The 21,756-nt window shown below is 55.4% G+C and carries 27 protein-coding genes, 1 tRNA gene and 1 pseudogene; 22 read left to right on the top strand and 7 right to left on the bottom strand.

All coding sequences use genetic code 11. From position 1 onward, the window contains the following. The first annotated feature begins 4 nt into the window (after positions 1 to 4). The 3 genes and pseudogenes from BED41_RS11045 to cas2 all read left to right on the top strand — a co-directional run. Positions 5 to 1,153, top strand: coding sequence for an NAD(P)/FAD-dependent oxidoreductase (locus BED41_RS11045; RefSeq protein ID WP_066746091.1), 1,149 nt, complete (start codon positions 5 to 7; stop codon positions 1,151 to 1,153). 347 nt (positions 1,154 to 1,500) lie between these two features. Continuing rightward, on the top strand, positions 1,501 to 1,764 hold the full coding sequence (tnpB, locus tag BED41_RS11040) for an IS66 family insertion sequence element accessory protein TnpB (protein WP_338080844.1): 264 nt from the start codon (positions 1,501 to 1,503) through the stop codon (positions 1,762 to 1,764). 138 nt (positions 1,765 to 1,902) lie between these two features. Then, a pseudogene (gene cas2, locus BED41_RS16970) lies at positions 1,903 to 2,136 on the top strand (CRISPR-associated endonuclease Cas2); the annotation flags it as partial. Between the two features lie 410 nt (positions 2,137 to 2,546). On the opposite strand, the gene BED41_RS16965 reads toward cas2, so the two are convergent. From BED41_RS16965 to BED41_RS11025, 3 genes are all read right to left on the bottom strand, one after another. Then, positions 2,547 to 2,675, bottom strand: coding sequence for a DUF6538 domain-containing protein (locus tag BED41_RS16965; protein ID WP_353954525.1), 129 nt, complete (start codon positions 2,673 to 2,675; stop codon positions 2,547 to 2,549). 111 nt (positions 2,676 to 2,786) lie between these two features. Next, positions 2,787 to 2,860 (bottom strand) — tRNA-Cys (locus BED41_RS11030). 37 nt (positions 2,861 to 2,897) lie between these two features. Beyond that, positions 2,898 to 3,077 (bottom strand): hypothetical protein, encoded by a 180-nt coding sequence (locus BED41_RS11025; RefSeq protein ID WP_066746085.1) that lies wholly within the window; start codon positions 3,075 to 3,077, stop codon positions 2,898 to 2,900. Between the two features lie 108 nt (positions 3,078 to 3,185). Between BED41_RS11025 and BED41_RS11020 the strand changes: the two genes are divergently transcribed. From BED41_RS11020 to BED41_RS10975, 10 genes are all read left to right on the top strand, one after another. Next, positions 3,186 to 3,830 carry a Spy/CpxP family protein refolding chaperone gene (locus BED41_RS11020; RefSeq protein WP_066746069.1) on the top strand — a complete coding sequence of 215 codons (645 nt, stop codon included), beginning with the start codon at positions 3,186 to 3,188 and terminating at the stop codon, positions 3,828 to 3,830. A gap of 167 nt (positions 3,831 to 3,997) precedes the next feature. Then, positions 3,998 to 4,681: a response regulator transcription factor gene (locus BED41_RS11015; protein WP_066746066.1), complete on the top strand. Its 684-nt coding sequence runs from the start codon at positions 3,998 to 4,000 to the stop codon at positions 4,679 to 4,681. Between the two features lie 6 nt (positions 4,682 to 4,687). Beyond that, entirely contained in the window at positions 4,688 to 6,070 is a 1,383-nt protein-coding gene (locus BED41_RS11010; protein ID WP_066746063.1) for a sensor histidine kinase, read from the top strand. An 18-nt stretch (positions 6,071 to 6,088) separates the two neighbouring features. Next, entirely contained in the window at positions 6,089 to 7,357 is a 1,269-nt protein-coding gene (locus BED41_RS11005) for a TolC family protein (protein ID WP_066746060.1), read from the top strand. After that, positions 7,347 to 8,546 (top strand): efflux RND transporter periplasmic adaptor subunit, encoded by a 1,200-nt coding sequence (locus tag BED41_RS11000; RefSeq protein WP_066746057.1) that lies wholly within the window; start codon positions 7,347 to 7,349, stop codon positions 8,544 to 8,546. The genes BED41_RS11005 and BED41_RS11000 overlap by 11 nt, the downstream gene beginning before the upstream one ends. 1 nt (position 8,547) lies before the next feature. Beyond that, the gene (locus BED41_RS10995; RefSeq protein ID WP_066746053.1) at positions 8,548 to 9,282 is read left to right on the top strand and encodes an ABC transporter ATP-binding protein; all 735 of its coding nucleotides are present in this window, start codon (positions 8,548 to 8,550) and stop codon (positions 9,280 to 9,282) included. Then, positions 9,279 to 10,496 carry an ABC transporter permease gene (locus tag BED41_RS10990; RefSeq protein ID WP_066746050.1) on the top strand — a complete coding sequence of 406 codons (1,218 nt, stop codon included), beginning with the start codon at positions 9,279 to 9,281 and terminating at the stop codon, positions 10,494 to 10,496. Before BED41_RS10995 ends, BED41_RS10990 begins: the two co-directional genes overlap by 4 nt. Positions 10,497 to 10,640: 144 nt before the next feature. Next, positions 10,641 to 11,843: a DUF3084 family protein gene (locus BED41_RS10985; RefSeq protein WP_066746042.1), complete on the top strand. Its 1,203-nt coding sequence runs from the start codon at positions 10,641 to 10,643 to the stop codon at positions 11,841 to 11,843. Positions 11,844 to 11,927: 84 nt separating this feature from the next. Next, positions 11,928 to 12,182, top strand: a complete 255-nt coding sequence (locus BED41_RS10980) for an alcohol dehydrogenase (RefSeq protein WP_066746039.1) — start codon at positions 11,928 to 11,930, stop codon at positions 12,180 to 12,182. Further along, on the top strand, positions 12,166 to 12,591 hold the full coding sequence (locus BED41_RS10975; RefSeq protein WP_066746037.1) for a GNAT family N-acetyltransferase: 426 nt from the start codon (positions 12,166 to 12,168) through the stop codon (positions 12,589 to 12,591). The genes BED41_RS10980 and BED41_RS10975 overlap by 17 nt, the downstream gene beginning before the upstream one ends. Before the next feature lie 124 nt (positions 12,592 to 12,715). Here the strand turns inward: BED41_RS10975 and BED41_RS10970 are convergent, their stop codons facing one another. After that, positions 12,716 to 13,315 (bottom strand): hypothetical protein, encoded by a 600-nt coding sequence (locus BED41_RS10970; protein ID WP_066746035.1) that lies wholly within the window; start codon positions 13,313 to 13,315, stop codon positions 12,716 to 12,718. Between the two features lie 60 nt (positions 13,316 to 13,375). On the opposite strand from BED41_RS10970, the gene BED41_RS10965 reads away from it, so the two are divergent. Both BED41_RS10965 and BED41_RS10960 read left to right on the top strand, forming a co-directional pair. Then, the gene (locus tag BED41_RS10965) at positions 13,376 to 14,797 is read left to right on the top strand and encodes a chloride channel protein (protein ID WP_168160258.1); all 1,422 of its coding nucleotides are present in this window, start codon (positions 13,376 to 13,378) and stop codon (positions 14,795 to 14,797) included. Positions 14,798 to 14,800: 3 nt separating this feature from the next. Next, positions 14,801 to 15,079, top strand: a complete 279-nt coding sequence (locus tag BED41_RS10960; protein WP_066746032.1) for a hypothetical protein — start codon at positions 14,801 to 14,803, stop codon at positions 15,077 to 15,079. Positions 15,080 to 15,087: 8 nt separating this feature from the next. Here BED41_RS10960 and BED41_RS10955 read toward each other — a convergent pair whose 3' ends face one another. Next, positions 15,088 to 15,309 carry a putative Se/S carrier protein gene (locus tag BED41_RS10955; protein WP_066746029.1) on the bottom strand — a complete coding sequence of 74 codons (222 nt, stop codon included), beginning with the start codon at positions 15,307 to 15,309 and terminating at the stop codon, positions 15,088 to 15,090. Between the two features lie 267 nt (positions 15,310 to 15,576). On the opposite strand from BED41_RS10955, the gene BED41_RS10950 reads away from it, so the two are divergent. Both BED41_RS10950 and BED41_RS10945 read left to right on the top strand, forming a co-directional pair. Beyond that, positions 15,577 to 16,005: an OmpH/Skp family outer membrane protein gene (locus BED41_RS10950; RefSeq protein ID WP_066746026.1), complete on the top strand. Its 429-nt coding sequence runs from the start codon at positions 15,577 to 15,579 to the stop codon at positions 16,003 to 16,005. A 108-nt stretch (positions 16,006 to 16,113) separates the two neighbouring features. Then, positions 16,114 to 16,611, top strand: coding sequence for an adenosine-specific kinase (locus BED41_RS10945; RefSeq protein WP_066746023.1), 498 nt, complete (start codon positions 16,114 to 16,116; stop codon positions 16,609 to 16,611). A 96-nt stretch (positions 16,612 to 16,707) separates the two neighbouring features. Here BED41_RS10945 and BED41_RS10940 read toward each other — a convergent pair whose 3' ends face one another. Further along, complete coding sequence (locus BED41_RS10940; RefSeq protein WP_066746020.1) at positions 16,708 to 17,271, bottom strand: flavodoxin family protein; 564 nt, start codon at positions 17,269 to 17,271, stop codon at positions 16,708 to 16,710. Positions 17,272 to 17,388: 117 nt separating this feature from the next. On the opposite strand from BED41_RS10940, the gene BED41_RS10935 reads away from it, so the two are divergent. Then, complete coding sequence (locus BED41_RS10935; RefSeq protein ID WP_066746017.1) at positions 17,389 to 17,730, top strand: winged helix-turn-helix transcriptional regulator; 342 nt, start codon at positions 17,389 to 17,391, stop codon at positions 17,728 to 17,730. A gap of 8 nt (positions 17,731 to 17,738) precedes the next feature. Here BED41_RS10935 and BED41_RS10930 read toward each other — a convergent pair whose 3' ends face one another. After that, positions 17,739 to 19,127 carry a sodium:solute symporter family protein gene (locus tag BED41_RS10930; RefSeq protein WP_066746014.1) on the bottom strand — a complete coding sequence of 463 codons (1,389 nt, stop codon included), beginning with the start codon at positions 19,125 to 19,127 and terminating at the stop codon, positions 17,739 to 17,741. Positions 19,128 to 19,289: 162 nt separating this feature from the next. Here BED41_RS10930 and BED41_RS10925 point away from each other — a divergent pair, with 162 nt between their 5' ends. The 4 genes from BED41_RS10925 to BED41_RS10910 are packed head-to-tail and all read left to right on the top strand — an operon-like array spanning position 19,290 to position 21,756. Next, positions 19,290 to 19,652: a transcriptional regulator gene (locus BED41_RS10925; protein WP_066746011.1), complete on the top strand. Its 363-nt coding sequence runs from the start codon at positions 19,290 to 19,292 to the stop codon at positions 19,650 to 19,652. Positions 19,653 to 19,655: 3 nt separating this feature from the next. Further along, positions 19,656 to 20,087 (top strand): ATP-binding protein, encoded by a 432-nt coding sequence (locus BED41_RS10920; RefSeq protein ID WP_066746008.1) that lies wholly within the window; start codon positions 19,656 to 19,658, stop codon positions 20,085 to 20,087. 20 nt (positions 20,088 to 20,107) lie between these two features. Next, positions 20,108 to 21,424 (top strand): [Fe-Fe] hydrogenase large subunit C-terminal domain-containing protein, encoded by a 1,317-nt coding sequence (locus tag BED41_RS10915; RefSeq protein ID WP_066746005.1) that lies wholly within the window; start codon positions 20,108 to 20,110, stop codon positions 21,422 to 21,424. Continuing rightward, positions 21,421 to 21,756 carry a serine kinase gene (locus tag BED41_RS10910; protein ID WP_066746003.1) on the top strand — a complete coding sequence of 112 codons (336 nt, stop codon included), beginning with the start codon at positions 21,421 to 21,423 and terminating at the stop codon, positions 21,754 to 21,756. The genes BED41_RS10915 and BED41_RS10910 overlap by 4 nt, the downstream gene beginning before the upstream one ends.

The raw sequence follows: 21,756 nt of genomic DNA, 5'->3' as shown, positions 1-21,756 counted from the left end.
GACGATGGATTTTCCAAAAACAGCTGAGGTAGTCATTATAGGAGGAGGCGCGGTAGGGGCCTCGACGGCCTACTATCTTTCTAAATCCGGTGTAAAAGATGTCGTCGTTCTTGAAAAGAATACAGTCGGATCAGGTTCTACCGGGCGCTGTGGAGCTGGAATGCGCGCCCAGTGGGGCAACGAGCTTAACTGCCGTATGGCGCTTAGCGCGATTGAAATCTTCGAGCATCTTGATGATGAACTAGGCCTCCCTACCGGACTCAACCAGTCAGGCTACGTGTTTGTCGCATATAATGAAAAAGAATGGGAACAGTTCCACAAAAATGTCGAGCTTCAGCACAAAGCTGGTGTAATGACGGAGCTCTTCTCTGATAAAAAAAGATTACAGGAAATATGTCCCGGCGCCGCGGTAGACGATGCGATAGGATTTACTTTCCATGCCAGGGACGGACATGCCGATCCCTTCCTGACGACTAACGCATTTCAAGAGGCCGCAAGGCGCAACGGCGCGAGATTTTTCAAACACACAGAAGTGACGGGCATCAATGTCGATGGCGGCCGGGTCAATGGAGTTGTGACGAACCGCGGAACTATAAATACCCGTACGGTTATCAACTGCGCCGGTTCATGGGCACAGGAGATATCAGCAATGGCCGGAATCAAAATTCCGAATTGGGCCGAGCGGCATCAGGTCCTTGTAACCGAGCCTGTTGAGCCGGGAGTCTGTCCCACAATGCTCATGAGCATGAGCGGAAACTACTATGTGCAGCAGCGGCCGAACGGCTCCATTATCGCCGGAAGAGACTCTTCAAAAGAGAAAAAGCTAGGATATGAGCTAAACGTCAATGTTATCGCGGATACAGCTCAAATGGTCCTGAAGCTTCTTCCAAGAACCAAAGACATCCGTGTGGTACGTCTGTGGTCCGGATATTATGACATGACTCCGGACTGTGCTCCGATTATCGGAGAGACAGACGAAGTAAAGGGTTTCTTCCACTTGACCGGATTCTCGGGGCGCGGCTTCATGCTTTCACCCGTAGCCGGACAGATTATGACGTCGCTCATTAACGGAGAAACACCCTTCATGGATCCGTCAAAATTCAGCTATCACCGCTTTGAGACGGGAGAACTGTTCAAAGACCCGCTTGCATAGGAGATAAAAGGGTTGCGGAATCAGGACCGCCGGCGCAGCAGACGGTATATCCGACTCATATACAGGTCTATTCCCGGCTGCTTTCTGTGAGTGAGAAGTCAGTCTGCCGCGCCTGTTTGCACGACAGCTTTTAAAGGAGCGACAACTGGCTACGCTCTGCAATAGATATAAATGTAAAACTAGCCGCCATTATATGCGCTGGCTAGTTTTACATCATTATTCAACTATCATCACACACAAACTCTATCGTAAGCATCAAAACAGCCGTACCTATAAATTAAGTCAAAAAGCACGTTAACTTCCCTCATCAAGCATCACAGAAGGGAGCAGTTTTATGACAAAGAGCAATAACAAAGATATATATTGTCTGCGGAGCTGCGGATATGCGTAAGAGTGTCGATGGTCTGGCCGCCATCGTAAATCTCAGCCTTGCCTGTGATTTCAGTGGAGAGTCTATGTTTATCTTCTGTAATAAGAGCCGTAACAGGGTGAAGATCATCGAGTGGGACGGCGACTGTTTCTGGCTGTATAGGAAGAGCTGCGCCTCACAGAAAGGATTTGAATACTGCGACAGAGACTCTTCGCTCTTGAACGTGACTATGCAAAACTGATGCCTGAAGAGCAATGGCTGGTGACAACGACGAATCCTGTGACCTTGCTTCCTATGCTGGACTCAACGACTCTGCAGACTAATAATACAATGGATCTGCTTATTGGCGTAGGTACGGTTGTTTTGACGCTTACGAAAGTTCCTCATCTCCGACGGTTATGACATGCTTCAGCTTTCCGTCTATTGCAGGATCGTAAACGGGCAAGACTCTGCGGACAAACATTTAGAACGACTGAAAAAAGAATTGCCCGAAAAGGACTCCGTGAGATTTTTGCAGATAACAGACAGGCAATATGCCGCGATGAAACCGCTGCTCGGAGTAAAAACGAAAAAAGAAAAATTCGTAGATTCCCGCCAAACATTACTCTTTTAACAAAAAAAATAAACGTCCGGATCCTTACCAAACAAGTACTGGCAAGGATCCGGGCGCTGCGTATTATAGCATTTCGGAGTGTGACAGAGGGCTATAACGTAAAACTGTCGATTATCTTCCTTGGCGCCATTATAGCATTTCGGAGTGTGACAGAGGGCTATAACAACCCTGACGGTGGAGATACTTTTATGAACATTATAGCATTTCGGAGTGTAACAGAGGGCTATAACACAGGAGGCGGCAGAATATATTGCCTCCTGATTATAGCATTTCAGAGTGTGACAGCGGGCTAAGCACGGATGACATCTCTGTCTCCGGTGCCGGACTCAACGACTCTGCAGACTGATAATACAATAGATCTGATTATTGGCGTAGGTACGGTATATTTGACGCTTACGTTGTTTTGACGCTTACGATATTTTTATAGAAGCCCTGCCGAAATATGTACGTAAGTCGCTAGGGATTATCTGCCTAAAATATAACGTCGTGTATTTTCTTACCAGGCATACAGGGTGTTTGCGTATCTTGAAAAGCGACATTTTTGCAACTTCTCCTTTTGTCCGTATAACTTGTACATTGGTCAAATAGGGGAATTTTAGAGGAGGCTAAAATAAAAAATCCCTTGCAATAGCAAGGGACAATACAACATATGGAGGCGGCACCCAGACTCGAACTGGGGATAAAGGATTTGCAGTCCTCTGCCTTACCACTTGGCTATGCCGCCGTAACGAGAGAAAGTATAACAATCATAACCTGTGGTGTCAAGGAAACCATGGGTAAATTTGTACTGATTTCTTGGATTCGTCATTTTTGGCAATATTGCGAAATGCTTTACGCGGAGTGAATCTTACCGCCGGTCCGCCCCAGACTGCTGGCTTGCGGTATTTGTTGTTGATACGGCCGCTGTTTTCATCCTCACAAAACTCCCACATTTCGGTCATAAAATCTTCATAGCCTCTTGTTATTATATGTCCAGCGAATAACAGGGCGGCGGCCTCAGGCCTGAATCGGGGGCAGCCAAGGTAAAATTTTCTGGGAGGAAGATATAAATGAAAGGTAAGATCATTGGTGCATTATTGATGGTTATGGCGATTGCGGGTACGGCGGCGGCCTACCAGCCGTGCGGAGAGGCTCCAAGGCATAGGGGATACCGCGACGGAAGGCCGGAGCTTTCGCAGGAGGAGCGCGCGCAGTTTGAGACAATGAGGAATCTGCGCGGCGAGATCAGAGCCGAGCTCGGCAAGGAGAAGCCGGACAAGGCGAAGGCCAGAAAGCTCTTTGAAAAAGAGCTTGATCTTAGAGAGAAATTCGCCGCGGCGCGTTTCGACGACTGTCTCGCCAACCACAGCAAGGACGATAATTGCCGCTGGCGCAGTTTCGGCGGCAGGGACAAAAACTTCCGCGGGGAAAACAACAGCGCGTGGCGTGAGCTTCGCGAGGAGATGAGCAAAGATTACCCCAATAAGGCGAAGGCGCGCGAGCTCTATCAGGAGGCGGCAAAGACGCGCCGCGAATACGCGAAGGCGCGCTTTGAAGAGGTGCTCAAGGACCCCTCTAAATTTATGCAGCGGCTGAGCCCCAGACACGGACACGGATATCACGACGGACACCGCTACTACTGCGGTTCGCACAGAGACTGCCCCGACTGCCACAGACAGGGCACCTGCCCGCAGCACGACTGCGTCATCAACTAAATTATAAAATATCGCATGAGGCTCCTAAAGGAGCCCCTGCGTTTATTATAGAGACCAACAGGAGGATTTGGGCGGATTTTTGATCCGCCCAAATCGTAAAAGAGACAGAGGAGACATTTCTGGAATATAATTAACGAAATACATATGCAGGGGAGCGACGGTCGGTCATGAAGATACTTATCATTGAGGATGAATTGGCGATAGCGGAGGTTGAAAAGGCCTATATAGAACGCGAGGGCTACGAAGCGGAGATCGCTCAGGACGGCCTGGACGGGCTCGCCAAGTTCCGCGCCGACTCTTTTGACCTCGTTCTGCTGGATCTGATGCTCCCCGGTATGGCCGGCACCGATGTATGCCGTGAGATACGCCGCAGCTCCAACGCCCCGATCCTCATGGTGACGGCGAAGAGCGGCGAGGATGATATCGTCGCCGGGCTCGACGCGGGGGCGGACGATTATATTGTAAAACCATTTTCACCAAAGATATTGATGGCGCGCATTCGGGCGAACCTGCGCAAGAATGGCGCGGCCGAGGGCGTCGCCGGCTCGGATGTCATTGCGGTGGGCGATTCTCTTGTGATCGACCCGCAGAATTTTACCGTCAAGAAGAACGGCGAAGAGATATCCCTCACACGCAACGAATTTATGATTCTTTCAAAGATGGCTGCGCGTCCCGAAAAGACGTGGAGCCGCGACGACCTTATCACCTATGCGCTCGGCTATGAATACGACGGCTTTGAGCGCTCTATTGACAGCTATATCAAGAATATCCGCAAGAAACTCTGTGACTCAGAGCATGAGAACGGCTACATACGCACCGTTCACGGCTTTGGATACAAGATATCGGAGTAGCCGTTGATGAATGTGAAGCGCTCTCTGCGGACGAAGCTGATTTTTCAATATATGGTGATCGTCATCGTCTGCATGCTCGTCATTCCGACGGCCATCTCCGAGCTGCTCGACCGGCAGTTCCGCGGTTTTGCGACCGACCGCCTGCGTGAGAACGAAGTGGAGATCGCGGAGTTTTTTGCCAAAATGTACATTGAAAATGGTTCGTGGCGCGGATGCCGCCTATTCCCGCGCGGCTCCGACTTTCTGCGCTGGCCGATGGTGATGGTGCAGCTTTTTGACGCGGACGGTATCGAGGTGCGCTCATACAGCCGCATGATGAAGCGCGAGGGACATCACAATAAAAACCCGCAGCCGATGGTATTCAACGGAGATTTGGTCGTCAGCAGCCGGGAGATCGTTATCGACGGCGTGCGGGTGGGCGAGGTGCGCTTCACCTGTCTGCCCTTCAATAACAGCCCCGAGGGCGGGTTCCTGCGCAAGTTTAACCGTATCATGTATTACGCGGTCGCCCTTATGCTCGTCATCGCCGCGATGATCGCGGTATTTATGGCCTACCGCATCAGCCGTCCAGTCCTGAACGCGGCAAAGCGCGCGCAGCAGATAAGCCACGGCAAGTACCGCATGGAGGACAGGATGGAGTCGGATATCACTGAGCTGCAGGCGCTGATCGACAGCGTCGACCGTCTCGGCGACAGCCTCGAGGCTCAGGAGGAGCTGCGTAAGCGGCTGTTAAGCGATATCGCTCATGAACTGCGTAATCCTGTGACTATAATTAAGTCGCACCTTGAGGCGATCGAGGATGGGGTGTGGGAGCCGACGCCGGAGCGTATCCGGCTCACGGTGAGCGAAGTGGACCGTCTTTCGCAGCTTATATGCGAGGTGGAGAAGCTGACCTACATTGAGAGCGCTGGACATTCTCTGGCTCTTGAAAATATAGACGCTACATCGGTGATCGAAAGGGCGGCTCTGGTATTTGATCCGCTCTATAAGAACAAGGGAGTTGAACTTAAGCGTGATATCGAACCGAACGTGATGATGGTCATGGACGGCGCGAAGATCCGTCAGGTGATTGAGAACCTTCTCTCGAACGCGCTGCGCTATACTGACCCCGGAGGCACGGTCTCGGTGTCGATGCACAGCGACGCGGATGAGATGAGGATTGATGTGGCCGACAGCGGTATCGGTATCGCCAAGGAGGATCTTCCATATATATTTGAACGCTTCTACCGGACGGATGTCTCTCGGGCAAGGACGAGCGGCGGGATCGGCATCGGCCTCGCCATCGTGAAGGCGATTGTCGAAGCGCATGACGGGACGATAACCGTCACGAGCGTACACGGCGAAGGCAGCCGTTTCACCGTCAGGATACCAAGGAAAAACAGGGAATAAAGAAGGAGAGTGTATTCCATGAAAATAGCCGCATTACGATGGCCTCTGGCCTGCGCGGCGCTGATGTTCTGCGCCGCGGCCTCCTGGGGGGCGCCGCTGACGATTGAGGAGTGCCTTGCCTCCGCGATGAAAAACAATCCGGACCTCCTGGCCGCGGAGGAAAAAATCACGGCGCAGCGCGCCACTATCGGTCAGGCGGCCTCTGCAGGGCGTCCGCAGCTTTCGGCGGGAAGCTCATATTCGCGCGGGGGAGACGGACTGTCGGGAGACAACAACAGCGGCTCTTATTCCGGCAATGTGAGGGTCGAACAGTCAATCAGCGACTGGGGACGCCGCGAGGCGAAGGTGGAGGGCGCGCAGCTCTCTACGGAGGCGGCGGCGGCGGACTACCGGAGCACGCGCGAGAGTGTGATCCAGGACGTCTACAACGCCTACTACGGACTGAACCGCGCGATGCGCGAAAATATAGTCGCCAAGACCCGCTATGATAACTTTGAAAAACGCCTTAAATGGGCGCAGTCTTATTATGAAGTCGGAACCAAGCCCAAGATCGAGGTGACGAAGGCGGAGGCCGATCTCGCTGCATCAAAGCTGGCGGTCGTCAAAAGCCAGGCTTCGATGGAGCAGTTCAAGGCGGAGCTCGCGAACGCGATAGGGCAGCCGATGCTGGAGATCAGCGAGGTGGAGGATATCCTCGGCTATGAGGAATGGAACATCCCGCTTGACGAAGCCGTGAAGAGGGCGATGGAGCAGCGTCCCGAGCTGATCGCGAAGCAGCGGCGTGTCGAATATGCCGCCACGAACCTTACAGTGCAGATGAAGGGGCTCTCCCCCTCGCTCTCTGCCTCCGCGGGGTACGATATATACGGGTCGGCGCCCTTTGACAGCAACGAATGGAGCGCCAAGCTCTCGCTTTCGGTGCCGATCTCCGACGGCGGCCTGACGAAGAGCAGGGTGGAGCAGGCGAGCGCCGAGCTCCGCACCGCGCAGGCCGAGATAAAGAGCTTCTCCAACAGTGTTACGCTGGAGGTGCGCAAGGCCTGGGAGGCGCTGCGCGAGGCGAAAGAATCGCTTGTCTCCTCTCTGGAGGCGGAGCGCAGCGCGAAGGCGACGCTGGACCTCGCCGAGGGGCGTTACGCCGCCGGCGTCGGTGATAACCTTGAAATTTCAGACGCGGTCGACAGCTACGCGACGGCGTCCGCCAACAGGGTGCTTGCCCTGTATAACTGCAAGACGGCACAGCTTGACCTTGAGAAGGCCATGGGAGGTCTGAAATATGGAGAATAAGACAGTGAAGAGGGGCAAGACTTTTAAATTGGCCGCGGCGATCGCCGTGGCAGCGGTGGTGGCCGCCGGAGGCTTTTATTACTGGAGCACACGCGAGGATGAGATACAGTATAAGACCGTCCCCGTGAGGCGGTCGGATATCCGCTCGACGATACAGGCCACCGGCACGCTGAACCCGGTCGAAACGGTCGACGTCGGTACGCAGATATCCGGCACGATTAAGGAACTCTATTTTGATTACAACAGCCGCGTAAAAGAGGGGCAGCTGATTGCCCTTATGGACTCCGCCACGCAGGCGGCGGAGGTGTCGCAGGCGGAGGCGACGGTGGCTTCCGCGCAGGCGGATGTGCTGAACGCCCAGGCCGCGCTTGACGTCGCGGCCAAAGACCTGTCGCGCACCCGTGAGCTCGCGAAGCGCGACCTGATCGCGAAGGCCGATGTGGATACTGACACCAGCACCTGGCTCAAGGCGAAGGCAAACCTCGCGGCGGCGGAGGCGAAGGTGGCGCAGTACCGCGCGACGCTGGAAAAATCGCGTATCAACCTCAACTATACGAGAATATATTCGCCGGTTGACGGCGTAGTCGTCGCAAAGAACGTTGAAGAGGGGCAGACGGTGGCCGCCAGCTACCAGACTCCCTCCATCGCGGAGATCGCGCGCGACCTGACCCAGATGCAGGTCGAGGTGAACGTGGATGAGGCTGACATCGGCGGCGTCCACGAGGGGCAGCAGGCGATATTCAACGTAGACACCTACCCGGCCGACAGCTTTGAGGGCAAGGTGACGCAGGTGCGCCTCTCGCCCACGACGACGGATAACGTTGTGACTTACACGGTCATCGTAAAGGTACAGAACCCGGACGGCAAGCTGCTGCCGGGTATGACGGCGAACGTCTCGCTCATACTTGAGAGCCGCGAAGACGTCCTCGTCGTCCCCAACAGCGCCTTCCGCTTTAAACCGTCAAACGGACAGTCCGCGGAGATGGGGATGCCAGGTCCCGGAGGCGGGCGTAAGCAGAATGTCGCCGCGGTGACGAAACCGGCCGTCTACACGCTCGATAAGAAAAAGCCTGTGAAGGTAGAGGTCGAAAGGGGCATCACCGACGGGCAGAACACCGAGATACTTTCCGGAATAGAGGAGGGCGAGCGCGTAATAACGGGCATCATCGTTCCCAAGGAGGAAAGTTAGGATGGCTCTTGTTGAACTCAAGGATATAAAAAAGAGCTTTTTGCTGGGTGGCGAGGAGGTCGAGATACTCCACGGCGTCAACCTCAGCGTCGAGGAGGGGGAGTTTGTCGCAATGATGGGCCCCTCCGGTTCCGGGAAGTCGACGACGATGAACATCCTCGGCTGTCTCGACCGTCCGACGGGCGGAGAATACCTCCTCGGCGGCGTGAGGGTCGCGGAGATGGACAGCGACGAGCTGGCCCACATCAGAAACAGAATGATCGGTTTCGTCTTCCAGGGCTTCAACCTGCTGCCAAAGACGACGGCGCTGGAAAATGTGGAGCTTCCTTTGCTCTATGCGGGGGTGCCGCGCTCGGAACGCCACGAAAAGGCTAAACAGGCGCTGATAGATATGGGGCTGCAGGAACGCCTCTATCACGAACCCTCCCAGCTCTCAGGCGGCCAGCAGCAGCGGGTGGCGATCGCGCGCGGCATCGTCAACCGCGCGCCGATACTGATGGCCGACGAGCCTACGGGAAACCTCGACTCCAAGACCAGCGACGAGATCATGGCCCTCTTCCGCCGTCTCAACGACGAGGGAATGACGATAATACTGGTCACGCATGAATATGACGTCGCCCTCTACGCGAAGCGCATCCTGCACTTCCGCGACGGGCTGATAATAAAGGACGAGATAAACGAAAATAGGCGCAGCGTTTCGCCGGTACAGAGCGCGCAGGGGAGGGAAGTCGCATGATCGCCATATCCGAGGTATTTTCGGCCTCTCTCACGGCGCTGCGCCGCAACAAGACCCGCTCCATGCTGACGGCGCTCGGGATAATCATCGGCGTCGCCGCCGTCATCGCGGCCTTCGCCGTCGGCGCGGGAGCCAATAAAAGTATCGACGAGCAGATATCCTCCTTCGGAAGCAACTTTATCATGGTCTTTCCCGACCGGCCCGGCCGTTCTACGACGGGAGTCACACGCTACCTGACCTACGACGACGCCCAGGCGATCGAAAAAGAGGTCTCCGGCGTGGACGCCGTAGCGCCGATGATAAATCTCTCCGCGACGCTCGTCTATGAAAATACAAACTGGAGCTCAAGCGTTGTCGGCAGCACGAAAGAATACTCCTACGTGCAGGAGTGGAACATAGAATCCGGCCGTGACATCAACGCGAGCGACGTGCGCCAGGGCGCGAAGGTCGCCGTCATCGGCAAAACGGTCGTGGACAAGCTCTTTGGCGGGGAAAACCCAGTCGGCAAGGCAATCAGAATAAATAAGATACCCTTTACGGTGGTCGGCGTTTTCGAGGCTAAGGGGCTCTCCGCTATGGGAAGCGATCAGGACGATTTCATTCTTGTACCGCTGACGTCGGCGCAGAGAAGGCTTGTGCGCTGGAAGACCGCGGGACGCATCGGCAACATATACATAAAGGGCGTCTCGATGGAGGCCCTCTCCTACATACAGAACGAGACAGAGGCCCTTCTGCGCGAACGGCACAAAATAAAGCCCGGAGACGCCGACGACTTTGCGGTGCGCAACGTCTCGCAGATGCTCGAAGCGCGCCGCAAGACTACGACGATAATGTCGATGCTGCTCGGCTCGATCGCCTTCATCTCGCTCGTCGTCGGCGGCATCGGGATAATGAACATCATGCTCGTCTCTGTGACCGAGCGTACGCGTGAGATAGGTATCAGGATGGCGGTCGGGGCGACGGAGAGGGACATCAGAATGCAGTTCCTCATCGAAGCCGTCGTTCTTTCGATGATCGGCGGCACGATCGGGATAATGCTCGGTGTGGCCGCGGGGTATGCCCTGTCCTCCTTTACCTCAGCGCCGCCGGTCTTTACGCTGATGTCGATCGTGCTCGCCTTCGTCTTCTCGGCGATGGTCGGCGTGGGCTTCGGCTACTACCCGGCCTACAAGGCTTCCCTGCTGAATCCCATCGACGCGCTCAAATACGAATAAACGACGAAGAGAAGGCGGCGGAAACATCCTCCTTCTCTTCGCTGTAATTTTGCATACAGCCGATTTTCTTCAAAAGCATCTGGTATAATAAGAACGTATACGATATGTAGTGAACATAAAATCTTTTAAGAGCGAGGTAACTCATTGTTTGAGATTTTTCATGACATAAACTGGATATTGCTCGGCGCGCTGATCATCGTCAGTGCTCTTGTCTCATGGGCCGGCGACGTCATCGGCATGAAACTCGGTAAAAAACGCATAACATTCTTAAAGATCCGTCCTAAATATACCTCACGCATCATATCGGTGCTGACCGGCGTCGGCATCGCCATCGCCACGATCTTCGTCCTCAGCGCCGCCTCCGAACAGGTGCGCACAGCGCTCTTCAGCATGCAGGTCATCCAGCGCCAGCTGATATCGACGAGGGAAGAGCTCAAAAAGAACGAAGAATCTATGGGGCGCATGGAGATAGACCTCTTCCAGAGCCGCGGGGACCTCTCGGAAAAAGAGGCGGAGCTGCGGCAGGTAGAAGAAAAGCTTGATGAGGGTATGAAAAGCCTCAACGAAACGCGCGCCAAGCTGGCCGCGATGACGCGGATGCGCGATGAGACGGAGGCTGAACAGGCCGTCCTGCAGAAAGAAAAAGACAAGTTGCTCGCCGAGAGTAAAAAGCTCGACGCCTCGGTCAAAGCGCTTAAAGCGGAGTCCGAATCACTCAAGTCCGGTATCCAGCGTCTGCGTGAGGGGCGCATCGCCGCCTTTACGGGAGAGATACTGGCCCAGGGGGTGATGACTGATTCCATCATCACAACGCAGCAGGTGGACCAGTACATCAACAGGCTGCGCAGCGAGGCGCGCGCGCTGCTCGCCTACCGCTTCGGCGGAAAAGACCCTGAGTCGGTGAGGCTGCCCGAGGTGGCGGCGGAATCCGCCGCGAAAGTCAGAGAACGCCTGACGCACAGCCCAGGCCGCTGGCTGCTGCGGCTTACGGCGCTGGGCAACGCGGTGGAGGGAGAGGCGGTACAGGCACAGATAGAGGCGTATCGTTCGCGTCTGATATACAGAGAAAACCAGCTGCTATATTCGCATACCTTTGAACCTGACACGCCGCGGCATAAGATAGAGGAGACGGTATTCCAGGCCTTGAGGTCGCTCAACCAGAAGGCCGCCAACGACGGCGTGCTGCGCGACCCGATCTCCGGCAACGTCGGCTCCATCGACACGGGGGAATTTATCACGGCGCTTGATAAAATATCACAGGTCAAAAGCAGCATAAAGCTGGAGATACTTACCGCGAGGGATATTTACAGCGAAGGGCCTCTGAGGGTAAAATTTGTCTTAAATTAACCGTAAGCCGTTATTCGAGGCCCGCGGAGAATACGCAGGAGAGGCCGCCTGAGAGACGAGCCTCCCGGAAAGAAGTAATTTTTAATGCTTATTTTAGCCTGTCAAAAATGCGGCGAGCTTATGGTGCTCGCCGGTTCGCCTGACGCCAGCGGCACGGCGCGCGCTATGTGGACCTGCAGCAAGTGCGGGGCCGGACAGCTGCTTGAGCTGACGATCACAAAAGATACAAGACGCGGGGACCTGCGCAAGATCGTCGGCGGCATGGCGCTCGCGGCAAAGCCGGATAATAAAAGGTACGCCTTCATAAGGGAAGGGATGCCTGATGAAATCAAATCCTGAGTATTACTTCTACGACAGCAAGCTGGCCATATCTCCCGCAGAACTGCAGGACCTCTACCGTTTTACACGCTGGGGCAGGAGCCGCTCGCTCGAGCAGATCGAAAAAATGCTTAACGGGACGAGCATGTGCTTCTCGATCCGCCACAACGGCAAGCTGATCGCCTTCTGCCGCGTGCTCACAGACTTTGTATTCCGCGGCTCGCTATGGGATATCCTCGTTCACCCCGACTACCAGGGCAAGGGCATCGGCTCGCAGCTACTGGAATACGCGCTCGGCCATCCCGCGCTCAGGAACGTTCCAGTGATAGTCACCTACACAAGCGAACTGACCTCCTTCATGGGGCGTTTGGGCTTCGAGCCGCGCGAGGGCCTGCTGATACTGCAGCGCCGGCCGATGGAGTATTCATAACCTTTTAATAGAATAAAGATAACAACATAACGCGGCCAGAATGCTGAATACACTCTGGCCGATTTTGCTATTTGAGCTAATATCAAGTACAGGCGTATGTGCCGGTTTCTATTACGTGCCGTCTTTATTCATTTAAGATCAGGATATAGACCGTCTTGTCTGAGAATCCTGAGACCTTTGCCGTGAGGGCCGTGAATGGAGCGGGGCAGGGGCGTTCGTGGGGGAAGGTGAATAGGTGCTCTTTTAACGGGTCTTTATTTGAAATATTAGCGCGCGCGGCGCGTATGCGGGACGCCCTTTTTATATCGTTTTCGTTTTTGTATGTGATTTCGCCGCCGGGCTGAAGCCGCAGCTCGAATTCTATGCTCTGAGGGCTGCGCGAGTTCCAGCCCGAGGCGGCTTTTGACCTTATCAGGAAGCCGCCCTGCTCCGCGCCTATCGTTACGGAGGCGGTATTGTTGCCGGGCATCGACATATGGTCCGTTACGAACTCCGCTTCGCCGAGCTCCCTCACGAGCTTCGCCAGGGCCTCATCTTTTGAAACCGCCTCCGCCGCGGTGAGGGCGGCGCTTACGGCAAGCGCCTCGCACTGTGCCCTCTCGTGCTCCACATAGGCGCGCTTTGTCACTACGCGCCATCCGAAGAAGACAAACGAGGCAAGTACCGCGGCTATAAAAATACATTTCGCCGTCTGTTCGGCGAGGCTTGAAATTTTTACGTTCATAAAGGCTATTATATCAGCAATCGCAGAAAGTTTATGCTAGAATACGGAACGGTGATTATTATGGAAAATTTAAATAATAAGCAGGAAGATGATAATTCCGTCAGAATAGATATAGAAAAGCCAGACAGCGGGAACATTGTGCGCGACGAGATCTGGCTTATGTGCACGGTCGTCAAGTGGTGTTTCATCTCGATCGTGACCGGCGTCGCAGTCGGCCTTGTCGCGGGGGGCTTCCTGCTTGCGCTGCGGTACTCGATGAAAATCACCGCCGCGCTGGGAACACTGCATTATCTGCTGCTGTTTCCCGGCCTCATCCTCAGCTACTATCTTGTGCGGATGCTCGCGCCGCAGTCCGCGGGCCACGGTACGGAGGCGGTGATCGACGCCATACACAACCGCCATCGAACGCTGATCGACGTCAAGGCCGTTCCCGTGAAGATCGTCGCTACGATCGTGACAATATCGTCAGGCGGTTCCGTCGGCATAGAGGGTCCCTGCGCCCAGATTGGCTCAGGCGTCTCCTATCTGCTTGGCCGCATATTCAACATGGACGACTCCGACATGAAAAAGATAATAATCTGCGGCATCGCGGCGGGCTTCTGCGCCGTCTTCGGCACGCCGGTGGCGGGCGCAATCTTCGCCGTCGAGGTGCTTTTTGTTGGGCAGATATTCTACGATGTGCTTCTTCCGGCGCTCATCAGCGGCATCGTCGGCTATTTCACCGCCTCCAGCATTGGAGCGGGGCATTTGCCCTCCTATCTGGTAGAGATACCGCAGATCGGCCCCGGGGTGCTCGTGATGGTCCTCCTCGCGGGAGTGTTCTTCGGCCTGGTGGCGATCCTGAATATCGAGGGCATCCATTTCATAAATAAGATGTTCATCTACTATCAGATAACGGGGTGGAAACGCCCAGTCGGCGGCGCCGTGCTGCTTCTCGCCACCGGTATCCTCTTCGGAGGTGATTTTCTCGGCCTCGGAAGCGACGTCATCCAGTCGATGGTCATGGGGGAGAGAAACCTGCCGTTGGGCTTTCTCATTAAAATTGTGGCGATGGGCATCACCCTTTCTGCCGGCGGCTGCGGCGGTGAGATAACGCCGACGCTCTTTGTCGGGGCCTCGTCGGGGCTGCTCTTCGCGACGATATTTGGCCTGGACCCCTCATTCTGCAGCGCGCTCGGCGTCAGCGCGGTGCTGGCCGCTTCGACGAACACGCCGATATCTGGCACCATCCTCGCTATGGAGCTATTCGGGGCGCATATCGCAGCCTTTGCCGGCGTCGCCTGTGCGATATCCTATCTTGTCGTCGGCCATAGAAGCCTATATCCCACACAGGTCCTGCTCTCTCCGAAGTCGCGTACCTTCGTCATCAAAAAGACGGAGGGCGGCGAGCAGCTGGTGCGGCGCTTTGACAGCATCTCGCTGCACCGTATCGTGCGCTTTTACCTGGAGAGGATAAAGACGAAGCTTATCGAGAGGAGATAGACGATGAACGGCGATTCAACCCGCAGGATGATAAACCGGATATTGACGGCGGTCGCCGTCGTAATGATGATGGTATGGGCCTGGAAATTTTTCGGCCCCGGCAGCGCGCATACCCGCCGAAGCGGGATGGCGGCGCTGCGCGGAGCCGGAATGGACTTCGCCACGCTGTTTTGGATTTCGATCGCCGTGGTCTGCGGCGGTTACCTTCTCTGGCGTTTCCTCGGCTGGCTCTTCTGGCACAAATACTTCAAAGGTGAAAAACCGCCCGAGGACGAAGAGTAGCCGCTCGTTTAAGAGGCAAGCTCGTGATACTCGGCGACCTCTATCTCCTTGTCGCCGACGATATTTTTTATATGTTCAAGCTCGCCGCACGGGTAACTGCAGGCGAGGCCGCAGCTTGCCGATATCTGGCGCGGTACGGGGACTATTTTGACGCTCAGCCCCTCCGCGCGGCAGGCCTTCTCAAAGAACAGGGCCATATGTGTCGTATCAAACGTTGCGAGGCATTCCATCTATTGACCTCCTCCCGATATTTCATCTGGACGGTATTTCTATATATTTTTATCATACATCCTTACATAGATAAATAACATAACCGCCGCTCTTGTGCAACGTAACAAAACGGATTTACGCCGGAAAAATACGGAGCTTTCGCCGCGCCGGCTGTGGTATTTCACGGATTATGCGTGGACTTTATGGGAAAAACAATGTAAAATACTCAGGTCAGGCAGTCAGAGGTTATTTAAAGGATACCCCTGCGAACAAGAGGAGGAAATTTAATGGTTTCGAGAAAGATAGTTTCAGTATCAATTTTGGCTGTGGTAGCCGCCCTGTTCATGGCAGGTTCGGCCTTTGCAGCTGATGTGATCGGTACGATAAGCACACAGAAGATCATGTTCCAGCATCCGAAGTTTGAGCAGGTCCAGAAGCAGCTCAAGGACATCACCGCGAGCAAGCAGAAAGAGGCCCAGACGGCGATAGACAAGGAATCAGACGATAAGAAGAAGGCCCAGATCTATCAGTCGAAGCGCCAGGAACTTGCAAAGGAAGAGCAGAAGCTCATGGAGCCGCTCTTCAAGGATATCAACCTTGCGATTCGGACGGTGGCGAACCAGAAGAAGCTCACGGTTGTCGTGGACAAGGAAGCGGTGTTCTACGGCGGCATCGATATCACTGACGCGGTGATCGCGGAGCTCAAGAAGAAGTAACGGACTGTCAGTCAGCGGCGGCCTCTGCGATGGGGCCGCCGCTTTTTTATTATGGGGAAGATGTTATACTAGTAGAGGTAAAAAGAATATTTTCGGAGGTGTTTTTTTATGGCTGAGAATCTGAATATAGGTATCGTGCAGGTGGATATTCCCGAAGATGCGAACGTCATCGTGGGGCAGAGCCATTTTATAAAGACGGTGGAGGATCTCTACGAGGCGATGGTGACGGCCTCTCCCTGTTTTGAGTTCGGCATCGCCTTCTGCGAGGCCTCGGGGGACTGCCTCATCCGCCACGACGGGAATAACGCCGAGATGGAGCAGGCCGCGGTGGAGAACGCGAAGAGGATAAACGCGGGCCATGTTTTTATTATCGTGATGCGCAAGGGCTATCCCATTAATGTGCTGAACAGGATAAAGGATACGCAGGAGGTCTGCCGCATCTTCGCCGCGACGGCGAACCCGCTGCAGCTGCTGGTCGCCGAGAGCGAACAGGGGCGCGGCGTGCTGGGAGTGATCGACGGCTTTACGACAAAGGGCGTTGAGGACGAGAAGGGCCAGGAATGGCGCAGGATGTTACTGAGGGATATCATCGGATATAAGAGATAGGAGCCGTCCCGCGCGGCGTGCGCGCCGCCGTTAAAGATAAAGACATGCCCCGCTTAACAGTGAAGACGGGGCATGTTTCGTTTTTTATATGTGTCTTTAGAGCCCTCTGCCAAGTTCCTTCGCCGCTTCGAGCCAGGCGGCTCCCTTTTCTTCCATCTCGCCGCGCGTATATATTCCGTGCGCGCAGACCTCGCCGGCGTTTTCCCAGCCGAGGTAATTGGCCGTAAGCCGGTAGGTCGCCAGCAGTCCGTCGAAGACCTCCGCCTCGTTGTCTCCCGCCACCGAGAGGAGTAGCGTCTTCTTGTCTTTAATCACGCGCGGGGACTCTTTGGCGTAGAAGGGCAGCAGCCGGTCGAATATCGGCTTGATCTGCGCAGACCAGGTGAAGAAGTAGAGCGGCGAGACGAGGGCGACGGTATCCGCCGCCTCGATATCCGCGTAGACTTTATCCATGTCGTCGCGCTGCACGCAGGGGGTGCCCGTGCTCCAGCAGCGGCGGCAGTCGAGACAGCCCTTGAGCGTCATTCCGGCCAGACGGACCTTTCTCACCTCATAACCCTTTTCCGCCGCGCCCGCAGCGAGGGCGTCGGCCAGCGTCTCGGAGTTGCCGCCTTTTCTCGGGCTGCCCAGAAGCATCGTCAGTATTTTTTTGTCTCCCATAATCGATTCCTCCCATAAGATTTTTACTTTGTCTGTTATGGCATAAGTCTATATAATAGGGGAGGTAAAAACAAGAACGCAATATTTTTTCAGTTACTATACAAAAGGTGAGTGACGATGACAGTAAACAGAAACTGCGTCGCGCCGGGAGAGCTGCTGAAGGATACTCATTTTGGCTATACGCTCTCCATACTCGGTGGGAAGCATAAGATGATCATTATTTATTTGATTGCGCAGAATGATAATAATATCCGCTTTAACGAACTGCACCGCGAGATGGGCGGCGTATCCTACAGGGCGCTGAGCATGGCGCTGAAGGAGCTTGCGGCCTCCGGCATCGTAGAGCGGCGCGAGTATCCGCAGGTGCCGCCGAAGGTGGAGTATTCCCTCACGGAAAAGGGGCTCTCATTGCTTCCGATTATGGACGCCATGTGTCTATGGGGCAGGGAACACAGCTGAGGATCGTTTTATAAAGGCAAATTCCTTTTGCCGAGAGCAACTCCCGCCGCCACGCAGAGCGCCGAGACCGCGAGTCCGGCGAAGAGCGGGTCCTGAGGCAGCCCCGCCGCCGCCCACAGGAGCATCCCCACAAGCCCGCCGATGCTGGAGGCGAGCGCCCAGGGCGGAGAGAGGAAGCCGGGTTTGAGCACCGCGAGCACGAAGGGGAAGAAGGTTCCCGCGCCGCGCAGCCCCATGCTTACGAAGCTCCATTCCAGTATCATTGAACCGGCGCCGCCGACGCCGGAGAGTGCCGCGAGGATTATCATCAGTATTACGAGCCCCTGCTGTATGGCGCTGTCTTTTGAGGCGTATCTTTCCATTATCTTTTTAGGGATGAAGTTTTTTGTTATATTGGTGGCGATGCCGAGGATAAGCCCGGCCGCGCAGCCGACGACGGTGATGAGGACGCCGCCCCAGATCAGCCCGCCGAAGAGCGGCGGAAAAGATTCCATGATGAACCACGACAAGACCCTGTCGGGGGCGATCTCGACGCCGCTAGCGCGTACGGAGAGTCCTATCCAGGCTCCGAGCAGTCCCATCGGCGGCATCAGCACCGCGGAGGCGAAGGCTCCCGTCCGGGCCGCCGCGGCGTCTTTGGCCGCCGCAAACGACTGTATGTATATCTGCGTCGTGAAGACGCCGACGATCATCGAGGCGAGGTAGCCAAGTTCGGGGAAAAAACCGCGCCCGAAGAGGTTGAACCAGGGGTGGAAGCCCAGCGTCTTTGCCGTCGCGGCGAAGCTGCCGCCGTGGTAATAGGCCGCTCCCGCGCAGATCACGAGCACTATGTAAAGGATGAATATTTTTGCCGTGCCGAGGGTGGAGAAGCTCTTCATCCCGCCGGCGGCGATGAAGCCCCATATCGAAAGGGCGGCGACGATGGCGGCGCTCCACGCGGGGAGCGGCAGCACGCCGCGTATGAGCGCGAGGCAGGCGAGGAACTGCGCGCAGATGGAGATGAAGGTGCCGATCGAGGAGGAGATGGTGGCGGTGAAGGCGATCGCCGAGCCGCAGCGTGAGCCGCCGTAGCTTCTCTCAAGGTAGTCGGCGATGGTCGTTATCTCCGAGCTGCGCAGCGGTACCGCGAAGCGCAGCCCCAGTAGCAGGCAGCCGATGCCGCCGCCGAGGGTGAACCACCAGGCCGTCATGCCGTATGTATAGGCCATCTGGACGGTCCCAACGGTTGATGCGCCGCCGACAAGCGCGCCGAGCAGTATTCCAGTGACTCCCGCCGCGCCGGCCTTTCGTCCGCCAAGGCTATAGTCTTTTTTACCCGCGCCCCTGCTGCCGATAACGATACCCGTTCCGACAAAGAGGGCGAGCAAAGCGAAGGCGGAAATATAGAATAAGAGCATAAAAATCACTTCCTCTTAGGTTTCGCCCATATATTACTACATTTATTGTAAATAGTGGCGTCGATGCGCACTTGTTTTTCTCTCATCTCTTTGTTATTCTTTACACAATGAGTTTGTACTCTCTCTATAGCATACAAATAAAGTTTTCAGGGGGCAGAGAAGATGACTTTGCAAGAATTGGCATCATTCCTTGATGCTAAGAATATTTCAACATCGGATGATCTTAACAGTATTGTGGTAAACAACGCCTATGCATGTGATCTTATGAGCGATGTGCTCGCATTCTGCACGCCGGGCTCGCTTCTTCTGACCGGGCTGACAAATGTGCAGATCGTGCGCACCGCGCAGATGCTCGACATCCCCGCCATTGTATTTGTGCGCGGAAAGGTCCCGCTTGAAGAGACCGTCCAGCTTGCGAAAGATAACGGGATCCCTATTCTCCTTACAAGATACAGTATGTTTGAAGCCTGCGGCGTCCTCTATGAGAAGGGTATGAAACCGAGCATACAGATTCAGGAGATGTAAAGTATGGGAGCCCCTGTCTGTCTTGAATACAGAATTGAGGGGAACGATTTTATGGTTGCCGGCGCAGCCTCGAATAATATAAAAAATACCCTCAAAATGTTAGGAATAGCTTCCGATGTCTGCAGGCGTGTCGCTATCATCACCTACGAAGCCGAGATCAATCTGGTGATCCACGCCGGCGGCGGAACCCTGCAGGCGATGATATCGGAGGACCATGTGGACCTGGTGGTTAAAGACGAAGGTCCCGGAATCGCCGATATCAGCAAGGCGATGACCGCCGGTTACAGCACCGCGACGGAGCAGGCCCGGGAAATGGGTTTCGGCGCCGGCATGGGACTGCCGAACATAAAGCGCAACAGTGATACATTTGAAATAGAATCAGAGGTAGGTAAGGGAACTACGCTCAGAAGTACGGTGTTTTTTAATAAAAATTAAAGGCAAAGGGGTGAGTGCCAATGCTCCACAGCGTTAAAATCTCCAGAGAGGCGTGCCAGGGATGTGTAAACTGCATCAGGGTATGTCCAGCCGAAGCCATCCGAATCGTTGACGGTGAGATCAGCATTATCGGGGAGTTATGCATCGACTGCGGCGAATGTTTACGTTCCTGCCATCGGCAGGCACTCGGCATAGAGGAGGATGACTGGAACCGCCTAAAGGAAACCTCACGGGTTTCACTGGTCCCCGACCCCGTTTTTTTCTCGCAGTTCAGCCATTACATGAATCCGTCCCAGCTTGAAGAGGTCCTCTGCTCCCTTGATTTCAACGTACTGATCGACGAGGTGGAAGAGGCTTTCGATCTCTGCGCCTACGCGAGCGCGCAGATGATCGCGCGCACGCCGAGCTCTTCGCTCCCGCTCATATCCTGCTACTGCCCCTCCGTGCTGCGGCTTATACAGTCGCGTTTCCCCGAGCTGCTGTCGAGGGTCGTACATATATGTTCTCCGCTTGAGCTGGGGGCCGACCTCTGGCGCATGAGGACTAACAGCAGTGTGCCCGTAACGCTGCTTGCGCCCTGCTCTTCAAAGATCACGATGATCAAGGAGCCTCAGGGACGCGAACGTTCGCCGATAGACCATGCAGTCACGGTACGCCGGGTGGCGCGCAGCATCATGGCGAGCAATGTCTCGCTGGGCGCCGGACAGGCGCTGAAAGAGCGCAACAACCGCTGGGTGCAGTGGGCGCGCCGCGGCGGCGAAGCCCGCCATATTCAGGCGTTTTCCGAAAAGAAGCTGACGATGCTTGCCGTCTCCGGCATGAGGAACACTATAGACGTTTTGCAGGAGCTCGAGCTCGGAAGGCTGCGTTCGGTGGACTTTATCGAATGCCGCGTCTGTGATACGGGCTGCGTCGGCGGCATCGGCACAGCCGATTCGCGCTTCCTCGCCAACCTTAGACTTAATAACATGGAGACCCGCTGGAATATAACGCCGAAAGACCTGCGGCGCGTTGAAGAGCTCTACGCGATGGATTTCTGGTCCATCACCAAAGAATATCTGCCGCGCCCGCGCCTGCCGCTCTCCGACAATGTGGCGGACGCGATGGTGAAGCTCCAGCAGATGAAGGAGATATATTCCGGGCTGCCGCATATCGACTGCGGCTCCTGCGGGCGTCCCTCTTGCCAGGCGATGGCCGAGGAGATCGTGCGCGGCCACGGCTCGGTCACCGACTGCATCTTCAAGCTTCGCGAGGGTATCGCCTCGCTGGCCAATAAGATCGTGATTCTTTCGGAATCACAGCCTCAGACATTGAAGAGAAAGGGTGGAGCGAATTGACGATAGACGATATCTGCGCGGCGCTGGGCGGTGAACGGCAGTGCAGTGGAGACGGCGGACGCGAGGTCACTGAGGCGATAGCCGGTGATCTGCTGAGCTTTATAATGGGCGTCGCCCAGGAGGGCTCGCTGTGGGTTACGATCCAGGCGCACCTGAATGTCGCCGCCGTCGCGGTGCTTAAGGACCTGCCGATGATCATCATCGCCTCGGGCCGCCGCGCGCCGGAGGATCTCATCGAACGCTGCGAGACGGAAAACATAACGATACTCTCCGTGCCGGAGAGCCTCTATGAGGTCTGCGCGAAACTCAGCGCGCTGGGAGTAAAGGGATAG

The sequence above is a fragment of the Cloacibacillus porcorum genome (assembly GCF_001701045.1).
In the GTDB taxonomy this organism is placed as follows: domain Bacteria; phylum Synergistota; class Synergistia; order Synergistales; family Synergistaceae; genus Cloacibacillus; species Cloacibacillus porcorum.
This window is presented reverse-complemented; position numbering and strand designations above follow the sequence as displayed.